We start from the raw sequence: 16,717 nt of genomic DNA on the forward strand, positions 1-16,717 counted from the left end.
GATTCATGCTTTTGAATTTTTACTTAACCCTGGTTGTTCATTTTCCGCTCCATGGTTCGTGTATACACGAACCATGGGAAGCAGGGCCCCACCCGAAAGCGCCGGGAACGCAATTCACTTATTGACTTATTCACGATTGACGATTGACCGTTCACCTGTTCGTCAAAAACGGATTGTTCATTTTCTCAAACCCTATTGTCGTCATTGGCCCATGGCCGGGATAAACCTTCGTTTCATCCGGCAGCACAAGCAGTTGCGTATGAATGCTACGGATCAGTGTGTCGTAATCACCCCCGGGAAGATCGGTGCGGCCGATGCTGCGGTTGAACAATACGTCGCCGGCTATCAGTAACCCGGAAGTTTCGCTGTAAAATGACACGCTGCCGGGTGAATGCCCGGGCGTAAACAGAATCTGCAGTTCTTCCCCGCCCAGGCTAATGGTTTCACCTTCCCGGATTTTGACCACCGGCCCATCATATATAGCCGTAAACGGGATCTGCCAGGCCGCCGCTGCCTGCGCGGCCCGCTCCAGCACCGGCATCTCCTGCCCGTGCAGATGGGGGGTCAGCCCCCAGGTTTCGGCAACAAACTTATTCCCGAAAATATGGTCGAAATGACAATGCGTATTCAGCAAAAGCACCGGCTTTAACCCTTCGGAACGGATGGCATCCGCCAGTTGCTGCTCCTCCTGCGGAAAATAACAGCCCGGGTCGATAATGCAACACTCCCTTTCTTCGTTATACAACAGATAGGTATTTTCCTGAACCGGGTTAAATGTGAACGACTTAACGCTTAACATGAAGGGTTTTTTGTATTTTTAAAATTGGGAACGCTGTTTTTTCCGTAAATAACCGGTATAAGGCTCAAAACTACACGCCGGGAATGAAAAGGCAAGCAGGAATCTTCACCCACATTCCCGGGATAAGAACTAAGTAAACGCAATAAAGTATCGCCCAATCGTATGAATAAATTAACTAGCCTGATTGTCTGCCTTACCTTGCTAACTGGTATGAAAGCATCGGCGCAGGCCAATGCTGTTGAATTTGGCAAAAACCGCGTACAATATCAGAAGTTCAAGTGGAAGTATTACCAGACCGAAAACTTCAATACCTACTTCAGCCAGGATGGTCTGGGTCTGGGAAAATATGTAGCCCAGATAGCCGAACACGAACTACGAGGCCTCGAAGAGTTTATTGAATACGGCATCCAGCGCCGAACCAACATCGTTGTATACAACAACTTCGATGAAATGCAGCAGTCCAATATCGGACTCGGTATCGACTGGCAAAATACCGGCGGTGTGACCAAACTGGTCAACAACAAAATGCTCGTTTACTTCGACGGCAATCACGACAACCTGAAAAAGCAAATCCGCCAGGGTATCGCCCGCGTACTCGTGGAAAACGTACTCTTCGGCGATGATCTCGGCGAGTTTGCCGCCAATCAGGCATTGCTTGATCTCCCCAAATGGCTGACCGATGGCTACATCGAATACGCTGCCGAAAACTGGAGCCCCTCACTCGACGATGAACTCCGCGGCGTAATGCTCAACGGCACTTACAACAATTTCTATCAGTTTGCCTACGAAAAACCCAACCTCGCAGGACACGCTTTCTGGAAATACATCGCCGACAAATACGGCAAGAATAAAGTAACCTACTTCCTTTATCTCGCCCGCGTTTACCGCAACCTGAACAACGCATCCAATAAATTAGCACAGAAAAAATTCAAATACCTGCTTCGCGATTTCATGCAGGAAGTACCACAACAGTATTATAAAGATCTCCGTGGCCGCAAGAACGTTCCCAAAGGACAATTGGCCGTTACGGAAACCGTGGGTAAAAAAGATTATATCCGTTTCAACGCCAACCCGATCGCTAAAAGTTATTCCTATGCACTGGTAGAATTCAAACAAGGCATTTATTCCGTAGTGCTTGTTGAGAACTTCTATAACCGTAAAGTGTTGCTCCGCTACGGCACCCGCAGCAAAGACAACGAGATCAATCCCAACTATCCCATCCTGGCATGGGATGGAAAAGGTACAAGACTCGCCTGTATCTATACCGAAAAAGGCAAACTGAAACTGTTTGTCTTCGATGCCGTCCTGCGCATCAAAACCACCAAAGGAATCGAGCTGCCGATGTTCGACCAGGTACAGGACATGAAATACATGCTCGACAACAATACCCTGTTGTTAAGCGCCATCCGTAGCGGGCAAACGGATATCTATACGTACAAAATCGACAAACAAACCTTCGAGCAGATCACCAACGACGTATACGACGACCTCGATCCTTCCTTCGTAGCCTTCCCGAATAAGACAGGCATTATTTATTCCAGCAACCGTCCTTCGGCCAACGCTGCAAGCAGCGACGACTCACTGCCTGCCAATCGTTTTAATATTTTCCTGGTTGACAACTGGAACAAATCCGATTTCAAACAGATCTCGCAAATGACCAACCTGAAACGCGGCAATGCCCGTTTCCCTTCTCAATACAACACTTCACACTTTACTTTCGTCAGTGACGAGAACGGTATCAACAACCGCTATGCAGGTTTCTTCCGCACGGAAAGAGCAGGCCTGGATACATTGGTGTTTATCGGAGACGAAGTATTACGCAATCCGCCGAAAGCAGAGATCGACAGTGTGATGAACGAATGGAACAAAACCGATATCGACTCGGTAGGTTTTGTATCGATTACCAACGACTCTTCTTATGTTTTCCCGCTGACAAACTACCAGAGCAGCCTGATCGAAACACGCACGGCCGGCGACAACCAGCAGGTAAGTGAAGTAATCAAAATGGCTGACCTGAAAATGTTGTATCGCCTGAAAGTAGACGAGAATACCCTGAAGCGCCGCAACGTTAATGCACGTCCGACTGAATATGTCCGTCAGTTACTGGACGAAGAACGCCGCGCAGCAAATAAAAAAGCGGGAACAGATCCGGCTGGTGGCGGCAATCCGCAGAAACCGCCGCAGAATGATTTCTTCCAAAGTGAATTCAGTGATGAAAAACGCGACTCGGCCAAAACAAATGGCCAGGTAGTGGGAAAAGTGGTAAGCTCCGATGTGGAAACCCGCGAACCGGTGCTGCGCAAAGCCAAATTGTATGAATACCGCCCTCCGAAATTCTTTGCAGACTATGCGGTGACGGGTTTCAACAACTCCGTACTTGCAGTAAATAAATTCCAGCCTTATGGCGGTGGTGCAGGCCCCATCTATCTTTCCAACGGTGGCGACTTCAACGGTATGCTGCGCCTCGGCACAAGCGACCTGATGGAAGACGTGAAGTTTACCGGCGGTATCCGTATTGCACCCAACCTCCGCGACAACGATGTGCTGTTTGAATTTTATAACCTGCGCAAGCGTCTCGACTGGGGCTTCACTTATTTCCGCAGCAGCAACCGGGTAGGACTTACCGAGCAGAACAGCGGGCTGAACTACGACGGTAAAATGTTCTCCAATTACTACCTCGCACGTTTGCGTTATCCGCTCGACCGTGTGCGCAGCCTGCGTGCCACCATCGGTCCCCGCTTCGACCGCACGGTAGTATTGTCAAACAACTTCCCGCCGAACGCACTGGATATTCCCGACCAGAAACTGACCTATGGCCAGGTAAGTGTTGAATATGTACACGACAACACCACCAACCCGGCTACCAATATCTGGAAAGGACTGCGCTATAAAGTATTCTTCGACTGGTTCACGCAACTGAGCAACGTCAGCAATACCGATGGCAAATACATCTTCAATGCCGGCTTCGATGCGCGTCATTACTATCCTATTTACCGTAACCTGATCTGGGCAGTACGAGCATCAGGAGATTTCTCCTGGGGCAATCAGAAAGTTATCTACTACGTAGGTGGAGCCGACAACTGGTTCTCTCCGAAATTCAACGACGGCAATCGCCCCAGCCCGGATAATACCTATACCTACCAGACACTCGCCAACCCTGTGCGTGGCTTCAAACAAAACATCGCCAACGGTAACAACGCCGTGGTGCTGAACAGTGAAATCCGCGTACCGGTATTCACCACGTTCTTCAACAAACCGATCAACAACGCACTGCTCCGCAACTTCCAGTTGGTACAGTTCTTTGACCTCGGTACTGCATGGAATGGGCAGTTCGATAAACTGGAGCGTCCGCAAACCACGTTCATCGATGCCAACGATCCGAACAACGTAGTGAGTGTGCGACTGAAAGCCGGTGGCCTCGGACCATTTGCCGGCGGTTATGGATTTGGTGCACGCAGTACCCTGCTGGGTTACTTCCTGAAAGTAGATGCAGCATGGGAAATGAATGGCATCTTCCGCGGCAAGCCGATGTGGTACTTCGGCATGGGCATCGACTTCTAAATAAATTCATTTTATACCAATAAAAAATCCCGCTTGAAGCGGGATTTTTTTTGACTGTCAGTGCATCTTCAGGGTTCTTGGTTTACTACCCTGGTAGATCAGCCAGATGAAAAGCGCATAACTGATGATCATCGCCCACGATTCTGTATGACCGAGCGGCTGAAAAACAAGTTCCAGCAAATGATCGGTCAGTGCAAAAGGATCGGTGAAAATGTCCCAGCTATTGAACCGTCTGTAACGTCCGAGGTAGACACCCAGGGCGCACAGGAAAAGAACAGGAAAAATAAAAACAGCCGGCCGGCGGAGCCATCCCTGGCTCCGCAACCAGCTTTCTATCCGCTGCAGTGAAAACATGCCCGCCTGCAAACCGCTCCATGCGAAAGACAACAACAACACAAGATCAAACCAGCCCGGCGCCGAGCGCACCTCCCTGAAGTGGAAGAGATCAGTGAACAGGTAAAAGGAGTTGGGCAGAAACAGCAACCAGAGCATAAACCAGGTTGCCTTCAGCCAGCGTTTGCGCGGATCTGCCTGCAGAAAGAACCAGGTACATATAAGCGGAACAAAAGCAAGCGCCAGGTTCCATAACAAAAACAGATAGGTATTTTCATTCGTTGTCAATATGCGCAGTATCAACAAACCGGAAGCAAAGAGTGAAGACAGCAACAGCCAGTCTTCACGAAAAATGGGGCTGTACAATTGACTACGCCAGCCACGACGTACGGCATGTAATATTTTCTTTTTCATGAGCCTGAAATGATTTTAGGTAAAAAAATAATCAGCGCTATCACCACTGCAAACACGGCGCTCAGCAGCACGGCAGCAGCGGCCATATCCTTGACGTGTTTGATGGCAACAGTATAACCGGGAGAAACAACGTCTGCCAATCGCTCAATAGCTGTATTTAAAATCTCCGTGATCCACACCAGGAAAATGGCGATCAGTAACCATTTCCATTCATTTTTATTCAGTTGAAACAAACAACCCGCAGCTATTGCGATGACAGCTGCTATTGCATGCACGCGCGCATGCGGTTCGGTTTTCCAGAAAGTACGGAGCCCCTGCCAGGCATAGCCAAGGCTCCGTTGACGTTTCCGGATATAAGCGGACAAGGCCATGGTTATTGTTGTAATCTCCTGGAGAAATACATGACGATCGCGAGTGCAATAAACAAACCGATACTTCCCATGAGCAGTGAGAAATCCTGCAATTGAATGATACTGAAAATATAGCCGTACACGGCGGTCAGCACCAGGCAGATAAACAGGGAAATGCGGGCTGACTTCAGAATGCCTCCGGTATACCAGGTTACCAATGCGATGGTAGCAACGCCGGCAATACAATACGCCCAATTGAACCCGGTATATTCCGACACCGATAACAACAACGTATAAAACAATACGAGCGCCAATCCTGCAAGACCATAATGCACCAGCAGCAAACTTCTTTTGTATACGAGTTCAATAAGCAGAAAGGCGACAAAGGTCAAAATGATGCAAAGCAAGGCATACTTAACGGCGCGGCGTGTTTTATCATAACCATCTACCGGCAACATGAATACGGTGCCCACCGTCAATGGCTCAAGCGAATAACTCCGGTTGATCCATACCTGTGGGGTATTGCGGTTAAGAAATTTCCAGTTGGCCACAAATCCGCTATCACCCACTTCCCGTGTTTCGGGTAACATGCTGCCCTGGAAACTCGGATCTTTCCAGCCAGACTCCATTTTGATGCGTGTATCGCGGGCGGCGCTGGCAAACAACAACTCACCCGAGCCATTGAGATTGAACTGCAGGTTGAACTGATGCAGCGAATGCATTTTATCCTGGGACAACGGAAGGCGAACGTAATAAGCATCTTTCAGGAAGTCTGCTCCGTCGTATTGCGGCAGCAGGGTCAACGTTTCATCGCCCCACTGCAGACGAATGTCTTCGCGTATACCGCGCAATGCATCTTTGACAGGTAAGATCAGTAAGGCCCGGTCCCAATCGAGCAAGCTGTCTTCCACACCTGCGGATGCCATGTCTGCCGGGGCAAAAGAGCCGCTAATGTTGATGGAAGAACGATATACGGGTACTTCATAAATACCACGCCGGCGTGTTTCTGTCGCTACCCTGGTGGATACATCGGCTTTGTCGGGCATAAGGTAAATCATATTACCACCTATCTTATAAGGCACGGCGATCACCGGCGAGGTTACTTTCTGTGGGCCTGCCCATTTCTGGTTGATATCGGCCGACGCTTGCTGCTGCCGCAGTTCACGCTCCCGGACTATTTCCAGGATAAACAAAGTGGGAACCCAGAGTAATAAGGCAATGCCGAAAATGACGAGGCCTTTAAAGAAAAACTTTCCTTTGTCCATTAAACCGGAAAGCGCGGAGGTGGGGGAATTTTCCATATAACTATAATTGTTTATTTATTTTAAAAAGCACTTTGAAGTACAAAGTATAAAGGCAAAAAAAATTATCGTATTCCTTTGATCATGTTTTCGAGCGCCTGGATATGATCGTTGAATGCTTTTTCGCCGTTGCGCGTAACGGAATAAGTGGTATTTGTTTTACGCCCGATAAAACCTTTGTGAACTTTGAGATAACCGTTTTCTTCCAGGCTAACGAGGTGGGTGGCCAGGTTGCCGTCGGTTACTTCCAGCATACGTTTCAGGTCGTTGAAGCTCACTTCCTCATTAACCATGAGGATGCTCATCACCCCGAGGCGTATGCGGTTATCAAACAATTTATTTAATCCGGCAATAGGGTTCATAAAGGATCCTTTGCAATAGCAACAACAGGTTTTTCATTTCGTTCATACCGGAACCAGATGACCAGTCCGAATACGATATGCAATACACCAAAACCAAGCGTCCAGAAATACAGGCCATAACCGATGTAAAACATATTGAGTAATCCGAGCAGGATCATACCGAAACCCAGCCAACGTACGGCTCCCAGCGTGAAGCGGCTGGCTGCTACCATCGACAAGCCGTAAAAAACCAGACAACCCGGGGCAATGAAACGCCATTCATTATAACGCAGCATGCCGAGTAAAAATACAGCCCCGGCCGCCATGGGTATGGCAAATTGCCAGGCTGCCTGGCGGGAACTGTACTCCCATAATGATTGTCCCTGGCGGCGCGCTTTGCGCCAGGTAAACAAAGCGGCAATACCCGCTGCCACAACCAATGTGATGAAGGACAACACCAGCAGTTGGGTTTTGAGTTCCGCAAAGTCGCCCGCCATGAAAGCGCCGCGCGTATTGTAAGACCGGTAATAGGGCAGGAAGAAAAGATACCGGCCGATGAGGGCACTTATCAAAGCCACCACACCGGCGCCGGTAAAACTCCAGGCGCTGAGCGAAGTAAACCGGCTGCTGCGCTGCATCAACCGCTTGATGTCCTGCACATCCTGCAGGGTACCGGCTCTTAAATTATCATCCATAAAAAGCACTTTGAAATACAAAGTAATAGGCCTCCGGCTGATTTTCCAAATAAAAAATTCGTTAAATACATGCTCCGGGCAAATTCCCGCCGCTTTTACCGCTTTGCGAAGTAGATTTGCATATTCATGTTGAACGCCAGACCCATTACCCGTTTTCTTTTATTGACCCTGATCCTGATGACGGCATCGCACCTGTCCGCGCAAAAGATCATCAGCGGTGTGATCAAAGATTTTCACAGCGAAGAGAAAGTTCCTTTCGCATCCGTTACGTTCAAAGGCACGTCCTTCGGTGGCCTCACCGATTCGGCCGGTTTTTTTTCCTTCCAGGTAGACAAATGGCCTTCCGACTCATTGCTCGTTACCTGCGTTGGTTATCAACCCTACACTTTCGCCATACCAGCCAATAAAGATTCCCTCCTGCTTGAAATCCCGATGGAACGCGGCACTTTCAATAATGACGTGCGCGTGAAAGTAAAGGTGAACAAAGGCCTGCTCGTGTGGCGAAAGATCGTGCAGAACAAACCCCGCAATGACCGTTACCGGTTTCAGAATTTTTCCTACGAACTCTACAACAAGCTGGAACTCGATATCAAGAACATGAATTTCCGCCGCATCACGCGCTTTAAACCATTGCGCGGCATCGGCGATATCATCAACCAGCATATCGATTCTACCGACGAACAAAAGTATTTACCCGCTTACCTCACCGAAGCACTCTCTGATTATTATTACCAGAAGAAACCGCTGAAGCGCCGCGAGATCATTAAAGCCGTTAATACCAACGGTGTGCGCAACGAAAGCATGATCAAGTTTCTCGGTGGCATGGACCAGGTGATCAATGTGTACAACAACTTTATTCCCGTATTCGATAAACAGTTTGTGAGCCCGGCCAGTGATAACGGTGATATCTATTACAATTACAACGTAATCGATACGCAGCAGATCGGCAATCACCGTTATTTCCACCTGGTGTTTGCGCCGCGCCGAAAGGGCACGAATACGTTTGAAGGCGACTGCTGGGTACATGTGGGCAGCTTTGCCATTCAACGCATGAACCTGCGCCTGGGTAAGGAAGCGAATATCAACTTCCTGGAAAACCTGAGCCTGATCCAGGAATACACGCTCATCAATGATTCCACCTGGTTTTTATCGAAGGATAAATTCGTGGCGGATGTGTCGCCTGTCGGCAAAATGGTACCGGGGCTCATCGGGCGAAAGACAACTACCTACCGCAACGTGATTGTCAACGACAGCAGCGTGGTGCAGGAGCTGGCAAAAAATAAACGGCTGGAAGAAGTACTTACACTAGAAGGCGCAGCCTATAAGCCACGTGAATATTGGGACACGGCCCGGCACGAAGAGCTTTCGCGAACGGAAAAAGGCATCATTCACATGATCGATACGCTCACCAATGCGCCATCGTTCAAACGGCTGACCAAACAACTCACCTTTCTCGCCACCGGTTATTTCAATGTGGGCAACCTGCAATTTGGTTCGGCCTATAACTGGTTTACGGGAAATGGCTGGGAAGGTTTCCGGATGCGTTTCGACCTGGCGAGCAACCGGCATTTCGATAAAAAATGGTGGTGGCACGGCTACGTCGCCTATGGTTTCGGCGACCGTAAGTTCAAAGGAAAAGGTGAAGTGTTCTACCTGCCTAAAAAAGATCCGCGGCAATACTTTTTTGCTTCGTATGTAAATGATCTCGACTTTGGACAGAACTATTATGGCGAAGTGTCGCAGGACAATATTTTCGCCCTGGCGATCCGCAAAAAAGGCATTCCCATCAAGTTTCTGAAAGTGGAAGAAAAACGGTTGGAGTTTTTCAATGAAACACGTTCGGGTTTCTCCACCCTGCTGGCAGTAACGCACAAGCAATACACGCCGCTGCGCAACCTTCCGCCGAAAGATTCTTTTGCCATTGCGGGAGCATCGCCGCTGGCAACCGCCGAAGTAGCCTTAAGATTACGTTTCGCTTACCTGGAAAAATTCCTGGAGTCCACTTTTTTCCGCACCAGCCTGGGAAGCCCCTATCCTATTGCAGAACTAACCGTAGCAAGAGGCATATCGGGCATTTTCAATAGCGGATACGATTATACCAAACTCTCGGCCAGTGTGTCGGACTATATCAGCATTCCGCCGGTCGGTAATATTTCCTTCCAGGTATACGGTGGTAAAACATTCGGTACACTGCCTTATGTACTGCTGGATATTGCGCCGGGCAATGAGTTGTATTATTACAACAAGTATGCGTTCAACATGATGAACCGTTTTGAATTCATCCATGATCAGTTTGCCGGCATCAATTTCGAACACAATATCGGCAACGGTATTTTCAGGTTGATCCCTAAATTGAAATTCCGTCAGTTCTATACGGTGAAAACATTGTGGGGCAGCCTCAATGAGAAAAACCGTGAACTCAATTTTGTGGACGGACATAATTTCCAAACCCTCAACGGCAAAACCTATCTCGAAGTCGGTACCGGTATCGATAATATCCTGCGCTTTATCCGCATCGATTGTGTGTGGCGTTTGCTGCCGCAGTCCAATATAAAAGAAGCCACCAAACGCTTTGGCGTATTTGGCAGCTTCCGTTTAACCTTCTAAAATCAGTTTCAGTATCCGGGTTCCTGGTTTTCTTTTTGTTTCAAATATTTTTCCAATAGCTTATCAATGTCTTTGAACTTGTAAGCTTCTTCATGATAACCGGTAAGTTCACCATTGGTCTTTAAATCAGCCTGATCCAGCGCATAGGGACCTGCTACGCCCAGCATCGGAAAATTGAGCGCATCGTCGCTTATTTGAAATAAGAATACGCGGAATTCCTTTCCTTTCCATTTTACTTTTTTCTCTTTTACAAATTCAACAGCCGGTGTCCATTCTTCATAATCGAAATAACTAAGCAATTCCGACTCAGCGAAGGAACGCTGGTTTTTATATTTGGCGGGGAAAAGCGATTGATTACCGGTTGTGTCCAGCAGTGAATAAAGATCACGGCGGTAGAGCGGCTTACCTGCCAGTTCATTGAGCGACTTCGCCGGTACCGGCTGTTTCATGCGGATCAACGAACTGACCCCTTCATTCAGCGCAGCCGGCATCTCAGGTGAAAGAAATCCGCGTATGCGCGATGCAACAGCTGTGTCGGGGAAATAACCAAGCAGGTGCAACATGTCGACATAGCTATATCCTTCGTTGTCGATATCATCCTGCGACCAGGGTTGGCGCAGATAGCTATCAGCTTGTTTTAAAATCACCGGCAGGTAAGGACGCACGGCTTCTTTGCCGAGTTGATCGTCTTTCAGTAACCGGTCGGTGACGCCGATAACTGCCAGGGACATATGCGGCTTCGATAACAGTTGCAACAAGCCCGGATACAAAGTCCTGGTGAGTTCCAGTGAATCATATATTCGGTAGGAGAAAGTGAACGTACCCGTGCTGTCGGGTGAAGGCGTTTTTTCCAATAATATCTTCAGCAGTGCCTGGTAGGCATAGGCCGATTTTATGGAAGCAAGACCATGTATGATATCGTCCTGCATCCTGTCATTGGTGGCGGGAATTTTCGCGTATTGTTCCGTCAGAAAATCGACCGTGGCATCGTCACCGATGTTGTAAAGTTTACCAGCCAGTTGAAAACGTATGCGGAAATAATCGTAGTGCAACGTATCACCGGGGATTTCTGTTACGATCAACTGCCGCAGCCGCGGAAGATCTTTTGTTGTAAACTCATGGGAGTATAAGGCACTCCGCGCTTTGAAATAGGTAGCCGAATCTGTAGACAAAACATCGTTCAGCAATTTATCACTCTTGCTTTCTCTATTCGCTGTATAATTGCGGGTGAAGGTGAACGAATCAAAGAAGGGCTGATAACGTTTGGCCAATGCATCTTTTTCCTGCTGTACAACCAGTAAAATATATAATGAATCGCCGTGTAAGCTAATGCGTAGTTGTTTCGCTGTATGACTGTTGGCCTTCACCATCGTCCATTCAAGGCCGGGGGCCGTTCCGTTTCTCACCTCACGTTTGCTCAATACACTGTCTGTTTCGAGTTCATATCGCGTCATCGTTTCTTCGAGAAACTTGAGCGTATCCTTTATCTCCGTGTAATCGCCGATGCTTTGTTTTTCGATGCGGTAAGAAGTAGCATCAACAGGGTTGCTGCCGACATATACCCAATCTTCGAGCAGTACGCCGGAAGGGTCTTCGCCGGTTTCTCTTTTCAATAAAGCGGAAGGAAGTTTCACCCGGAAATCTCCATCGGGAGAAACCTGTTCTGTCCAGACGGGAGCGGGATAATCCAGCAAACGGAAAGAAGCAAAGAATGCGCTGTCCTTGTCGGGTGCCGCATTGCGGGGTACGCCGCTGATTAGCTGGTACACGCGGTTGCCGCGGATCAGGGTGAACGACTTGAGCCGGAGGTCTTCATCTTTTGCAAAACCCTGTGCCTGGTAATAAGCATACCCGAAGCGTTCGCCCCACTCGTCTTTTACATCGTTCAACTGCGCATGATAACCGGCACGTAATTCTTCAAAATAAGCAGAGTCGCTTTCTAATACGAGGCCGGCTTTGAGGTCGAGCACCTGTACAATATTATACTGCGTGTTGGCAATATCCAGCAGGTCCCAGGAGCGTGAAGAAAAAGACTGGCCGTCCTGGCGGCTTTCCAACGATTTGCTGCGGCGGTACTGACCGGGCCAGGTGATGGCAAAATAACCCGTCGTGTCACTTTGTACAACACTATTTACTGCCAGTTTTTTGGGCGCCTCCAACGGTTTGAAAGAATTAAAAAAGCGCTGACTATTGTTGTTCTTTTTATTAAGGGAAGCATCTCCGCCATTCATCAACATATAAACAGAACCGTTGCCAACAAGATAACGGATCTTATACCGGTAGGTTGAATAACTCATCGTTCCTTCCAGTCCGGCCATGCCGTTGTGCGTAACCTTCTTCATATCCTTTACCTTTTCCTTCATCCGTTTGCGCAACGCATCTATTTCCGCCTGTTCGCTGGTATAGGATTTTGCAAAACTTCCCGCCATGTACATTTCCTGGTCCAGTATATCGTAAGCCATTTTCATGTGAAGGGCTTCTCCGAAAACATTAAAATCGGTTGTCTTGCCAGGCATTTCTATGCTGAATGTACCGGCATCGTCCGACACAGGTTTCCAGGCGATGGCCGCCACTTTTTTCCGGTAAACATCGGGGTCGATCTTTGCGGAGCCGAACACAGGCTCGACGGTAAACCCTTTTTTGCGCAGCAATACGATCACGCCTTCTGTTCCGGGAAGATGTGCAGTGCCAACGGTGAAGAACATACTGCGTATACGTCCCAGGCTATCCATCCGGTCGGCCATCTTATAATTGCGGCGGATGAGCTGGATATCTTCCATCACTTTGTTCTTCGATTGCAGGAACATGGTGTCAACCGCGTTGAGATCCTGTGCAAGGTAGATGGAGATCATTTTTTCCATCATGGCTCTTGCAGGCATCTGCAGGCTGTCGATATCCTTATCAGTTACGCCGCGTCCTATTTCGTCCAAGATTTGTAACTGATCCGTCACATCTTCAATACCACCGGCCCATTTGCCCATTCGCGTAGCGAGTGCATAGAGATACATATCGAGAATGACCGGCATCTTCTCCGTTTTGAACATACCGGCTATGATTTCCTGGCGGATTTTTTTCAACGCGCGTATTTCGCGTTTGCTTAACCGCTTTTCCGTGCCGGGAGGTGGCTCAAGTATATCTTCCACATCAGTAAGTGCGGGAGGAGGTTCTTTTACATCGTCACTGCCATAAATTTTTTCGTCTACCGCTTTTTGCAAAATCGAATCGAGGTATTCATGCACATCGATTTCCATTGCAAAGCCTTCGGCTTTTTCCAGGTAATGATAGAGCGAATCGCTGAGATGAAAAATGCGTTTGTCCTGGAGATGCATACTGCCAAAGAGATAAGAATCTTTGGTCAACCCGTTTCCGGATATGCGCCACAGCAGGGTGGATGGCCAGGAAGAAGATTGAGCGGAAGAAGATAAAACGCAGAAGCACAGAACGCCCAATGAAAGCAGGATACGTTTCATAGTTGAAGATAGTCTTGGTTTGCTGATGCAAAGTAATGTGTAAATGTGGAAATTAAACAGCCGGCGGCCGTAAATACTGGAGGCAACAACCACTTTTGTTGCATGCACATTTTCACATGGCCCCCGCCTTTGGCGGGGCACATCTTCACATTCCGCAGGCACTGCGGATTAAACGATAGTCACTTCAATTCCCATGCCCTTCAGCATTTCCACCGTATGCTCTGAAATGCCGGCATCGGTGATTACCTGTTCCACATCCTCGAGACCGCAGATGCGGCCAAAACCGCGCTTGCCGAATTTACTGGAGTCGGCCAGCACTATTGTTTTTTGCGAAGCGGCGATCATTTTGCGGTTGAGTTGGGCTTCCATCACGTTGGTGGTACTCAGCCCAAACTCCATGTCAATGCCGTCGACACCGAGAAACAGCTTGCTGCAGGAAAAATCATCCAGCACTTTTTCGGCATAGATGCCGGTGGCGGAAGACGAACTTTTGCGGAGAATGCCACCCAGTAACAATACTTCGATACCGGGATGCACATTTAATTCGGTGGCCACGTTGAGCGCCGCCGTGATCACCGTCACCGTTCCTTCCGGTTTGATGCAGCGGGCCAGCGATAACACACTCGTGCCGGAAGCAATGATCACACAATCATTCGGTTCAATCAATGCCGCCGCTACCATACCGATCCGGTGCTTTTCTTCCGCATGAATTTTCTCCTTTTCATTAACCGGCCTGTCGACTGTATAGGGATTGATGGAAGTACCTCCACCGTGCGTGCGGAAAAGCAGGCTTTTGTCTTCCAGCAATTTCAGGTCCTTACGGATGGTTACGGATGACACGTCTAATTCGCGGCAGAGGTCTACCACACTTACTTTTCCTTCCTTTTTGAGCCGGGAAAGAATATGTTGATGCCGTTCGGCTAACGTACGCATGGGTCAATACTTAAAAATTAAGCGTCAAATTAAACCGATCTGCCTGGATTTCAAAAAGATAAATCTGTCAGGATCGCACCACGAACAGGCGTTCGGCAATTCGAAACCAAATGAAATAATTATGAATTTTTCAAATTTCGAAATATTTCTTTTAGAGAACAATATTTTTGCTTTACTTTCATTTCACTATCTATTTGTTTCGTTTTAAGTAAAAACGAAAGATAACGAAAGAAGGAAGTAATTATGCTCACAGCCGCAACCAATGATTTTCATCGTACTGATCTGCTTGATAAAATGGCGCACGATCCCGCCCCATTTGACCTGATCGTGATCGGCGGAGGTGCAACGGGATTGGGCATAGCACTCGATGCGGTTTGCCGTGGCTACCGGACCCTGCTCGTAGAACAGGCCGATTTTGCCAAAGGCACTTCGAGCCGCAGCACCAAACTCGTACACGGCGGCGTCCGCTACCTCGCACAGGGAGACGTAAAACTCGTCCGCGAAGCCAGCATCGAAAGAGGCCTGCTTCACCGCAACGCACCACATCTCGTGAAAGACCAGACCTTCATCGTTCCGGTCTACTCAACCTGGGAAAAACTGAAATACACCATCGGGTTGAAAATATATGATTGGATCGCCGGCCGCTTACGCCTCGGGCCTTCGGTTTTCATTTCACGCAAAGACGTATTGGAAAAGATACCCGGCATCCGGCCCGAAGGCCTCAAAGGCGGCGTTCTTTATCACGACGGACAGTTCGATGATGCGCGGCTCGCCATCAATCTTATGCAGAGCATTCAGGACAATGGCGGACACATCATCAATTACATGAAAGTGACCGGACTGCTCAAAGATGAAACAGGTTTTGTTGCAGGCGTTAAGGTTACAGACACCGAAACAGACACACATTATACATTCCGCAGTAAAACGGTTATTAATGCTACCGGTGTTTTTGTTGATGATATTCTTCGTATGGACGAACCGGGTCACGCAGCGAGCATTTGTGTAAGCCAGGGAGTTCACCTGGTGTTTGATAAAAAGTTTTTTCCATCATCCCATGCTTTGATGATTCCGCGCACAAGCGATGGACGTGTATTGTTTGCAGTTCCCTGGCATGATAAAGTAGTAGTCGGCACTACCGACACGCCGGTAGCAGAAGCTTCGCTCGAACCAGTGGCTTTGGAAAAAGAGATCCGGTTTATCCTGGACACCGCGGCGGCTTATTTTATTGAAAAACCACAGCGCAGTGATGTATTGAGCGTGTTTGCCGGCCAACGTCCGCTTGCCGCTCCGCAAAAAGCCAATCAGAAGACAAAAGAAATTTCGAGAAGTCATAAGATAGTCGTTTCTCCCTCTAACCTGTTTACGATCCTTGGTGGTAAATGGACAACGTACAGAAAGATGGGAGAAGACATGATAGACCGGATTGAAAAAGAAATGAACTGGGCCCACAAACCGGCAACCACGGCCAACCTGCACATACATGGTTATGTGGCAAAGGCAGACTGGTCCGATCCTTTTTATTTCTATGGCAGCGATGCCATACCCTTAAAGGAAAGTATCAACGGCAGTGCCGGTCAATGGTTAAGCGAATCGCTGCGTATTCATCCGGCGCAGGTGCGATGGGCAGTAGAACATGAGATGGCGCGCACCGTGGAAGATGTACTGGCAAGAAGAACACGCGCCTTGTTGCTCGACGCCAAAGAAAGCGTACGCATTGCTCCTGCTGTGGCATCGATCATGGCAACCACACTCGGTCAGGACAAAGCATGGGAATTACAACAGATAGAACAATACCAGCAATTGGTGGAAACTTATATCCTGGAGAAGCTGCCCGTACACATATGAAAATTAAGTGTTGATTGTTTACAACAAATTCATGTTGACGTAACAATATCTTAATAACGATTATCGAC

11 protein-coding genes are annotated in these 16,717 nt (G+C 48.3%); 3 read left to right on the forward strand and 8 right to left on the reverse strand.

Features of this window, described 5'->3' with window-relative positions; genetic code table 11:
• Positions 1–151: 151 nt before the first annotated feature.
• Positions 152–799 (reverse strand): MBL fold metallo-hydrolase, encoded by a 648-nt coding sequence (locus tag H608_RS0113315; protein ID WP_028788108.1) that lies wholly within the window; start codon positions 797–799, stop codon positions 152–154.
• 162 nt (positions 800–961) lie between these two features.
• Here H608_RS0113315 and H608_RS0113320 point away from each other — a divergent pair, with 162 nt between their 5' ends.
• On the forward strand, positions 962–4,360 hold the full coding sequence (locus H608_RS0113320) for a hypothetical protein (protein WP_028788109.1): 3,399 nt from the start codon (positions 962–964) through the stop codon (positions 4,358–4,360).
• 57 nt (positions 4,361–4,417) lie between these two features.
• Here the strand turns inward: H608_RS0113320 and H608_RS22340 are convergent, their stop codons facing one another.
• The 5 genes from H608_RS22340 to H608_RS0113345 all read right to left on the reverse strand — a co-directional run bounded on the left by H608_RS22340 (position 4,418) and on the right by H608_RS0113345 (position 7,794).
• Positions 4,418–5,107 (reverse strand): DUF1361 domain-containing protein, encoded by a 690-nt coding sequence (locus H608_RS22340; protein ID WP_051268303.1) that lies wholly within the window; start codon positions 5,105–5,107, stop codon positions 4,418–4,420.
• Positions 5,104–5,478, reverse strand: coding sequence for a diacylglycerol kinase family protein (locus H608_RS0113330; RefSeq protein WP_028788110.1), 375 nt, complete (start codon positions 5,476–5,478; stop codon positions 5,104–5,106). The genes H608_RS22340 and H608_RS0113330 overlap by 4 nt, the downstream gene beginning before the upstream one ends.
• 2 nt (positions 5,479–5,480) lie before the next feature.
• On the reverse strand, positions 5,481–6,758 hold the full coding sequence (creD, locus tag H608_RS22345; RefSeq protein ID WP_051268305.1) for a cell envelope integrity protein CreD: 1,278 nt from the start codon (positions 6,756–6,758) through the stop codon (positions 5,481–5,483).
• 65 nt (positions 6,759–6,823) lie between these two features.
• On the reverse strand, positions 6,824–7,120 hold the full coding sequence (locus H608_RS0113340; RefSeq protein WP_028788111.1) for a winged helix-turn-helix domain-containing protein: 297 nt from the start codon (positions 7,118–7,120) through the stop codon (positions 6,824–6,826).
• Positions 7,117–7,794, reverse strand: coding sequence for a hypothetical protein (locus H608_RS0113345; protein WP_028788112.1), 678 nt, complete (start codon positions 7,792–7,794; stop codon positions 7,117–7,119). Before H608_RS0113345 ends, H608_RS0113340 begins: the two co-directional genes overlap by 4 nt.
• Before the next feature lie 126 nt (positions 7,795–7,920).
• Here H608_RS0113345 and H608_RS0113350 point away from each other — a divergent pair, with 126 nt between their 5' ends.
• Positions 7,921–10,401: a DUF5686 family protein gene (locus H608_RS0113350; RefSeq protein ID WP_245565761.1), complete on the forward strand. Its 2,481-nt coding sequence runs from the start codon at positions 7,921–7,923 to the stop codon at positions 10,399–10,401.
• 8 nt (positions 10,402–10,409) lie between these two features.
• On the opposite strand, the gene H608_RS0113355 is transcribed toward H608_RS0113350, so the two are convergent.
• Together H608_RS0113355 and H608_RS0113360 are read right to left on the reverse strand one after the other, a co-directional pair.
• Entirely contained in the window at positions 10,410–13,871 is a 3,462-nt protein-coding gene (locus tag H608_RS0113355) for a TraB/GumN family protein (RefSeq protein WP_028788114.1), read from the reverse strand.
• Between the two features lie 168 nt (positions 13,872–14,039).
• The gene (locus tag H608_RS0113360) at positions 14,040–14,804 is read right to left on the reverse strand and encodes a DeoR/GlpR family DNA-binding transcription regulator (RefSeq protein ID WP_028788115.1); all 765 of its coding nucleotides are present in this window, start codon (positions 14,802–14,804) and stop codon (positions 14,040–14,042) included.
• Between the two features lie 243 nt (positions 14,805–15,047).
• On the opposite strand from H608_RS0113360, the gene H608_RS0113370 reads away from it, so the two are divergent.
• The gene (locus H608_RS0113370) at positions 15,048–16,649 is read left to right on the forward strand and encodes a glycerol-3-phosphate dehydrogenase/oxidase (RefSeq protein ID WP_038008421.1); all 1,602 of its coding nucleotides are present in this window, start codon (positions 15,048–15,050) and stop codon (positions 16,647–16,649) included.
• Positions 16,650–16,717: the final 68 nt, after the last annotated feature.

Origin of the sequence: Terrimonas ferruginea DSM 30193, from assembly GCF_000425585.1 — a bacterium.
Taxonomy (GTDB): Bacteria; Bacteroidota; Bacteroidia; order Chitinophagales; family Chitinophagaceae; genus Terrimonas; species Terrimonas ferruginea.

Coding starts and splice junctions, on each gene's coding strand:
- H608_RS0113315 (WP_028788108.1), bottom strand. CDS start 799: ATGTTAAGCGTTAAGTCGTTCACATTTAACCCGGTTCAGGAAAATACC.
- H608_RS0113320 (WP_028788109.1), top strand. CDS start 962: ATGAATAAATTAACTAGCCTGATTGTCTGCCTTACCTTGCTAACTGGT.
- H608_RS22340 (WP_051268303.1), bottom strand. CDS start 5,107: ATGAAAAAGAAAATATTACATGCCGTACGTCGTGGCTGGCGTAGTCAA.
- H608_RS0113330 (WP_028788110.1), bottom strand. CDS start 5,478: ATGGCCTTGTCCGCTTATATCCGGAAACGTCAACGGAGCCTTGGCTAT.
- creD (WP_051268305.1), bottom strand. CDS start 6,758: ATGGAAAATTCCCCCACCTCCGCGCTTTCCGGTTTAATGGACAAAGGA.
- H608_RS0113340 (WP_028788111.1), bottom strand. CDS start 7,120: ATGAACCCTATTGCCGGATTAAATAAATTGTTTGATAACCGCATACGC.
- H608_RS0113345 (WP_028788112.1), bottom strand. CDS start 7,794: ATGGATGATAATTTAAGAGCCGGTACCCTGCAGGATGTGCAGGACATC.
- H608_RS0113350 (WP_245565761.1), top strand. CDS start 7,921: ATGTTGAACGCCAGACCCATTACCCGTTTTCTTTTATTGACCCTGATC.
- H608_RS0113355 (WP_028788114.1), bottom strand. CDS start 13,871: ATGAAACGTATCCTGCTTTCATTGGGCGTTCTGTGCTTCTGCGTTTTA.
- H608_RS0113360 (WP_028788115.1), bottom strand. CDS start 14,804: ATGCGTACGTTAGCCGAACGGCATCAACATATTCTTTCCCGGCTCAAA.
- H608_RS0113370 (WP_038008421.1), top strand. CDS start 15,048: ATGCTCACAGCCGCAACCAATGATTTTCATCGTACTGATCTGCTTGAT.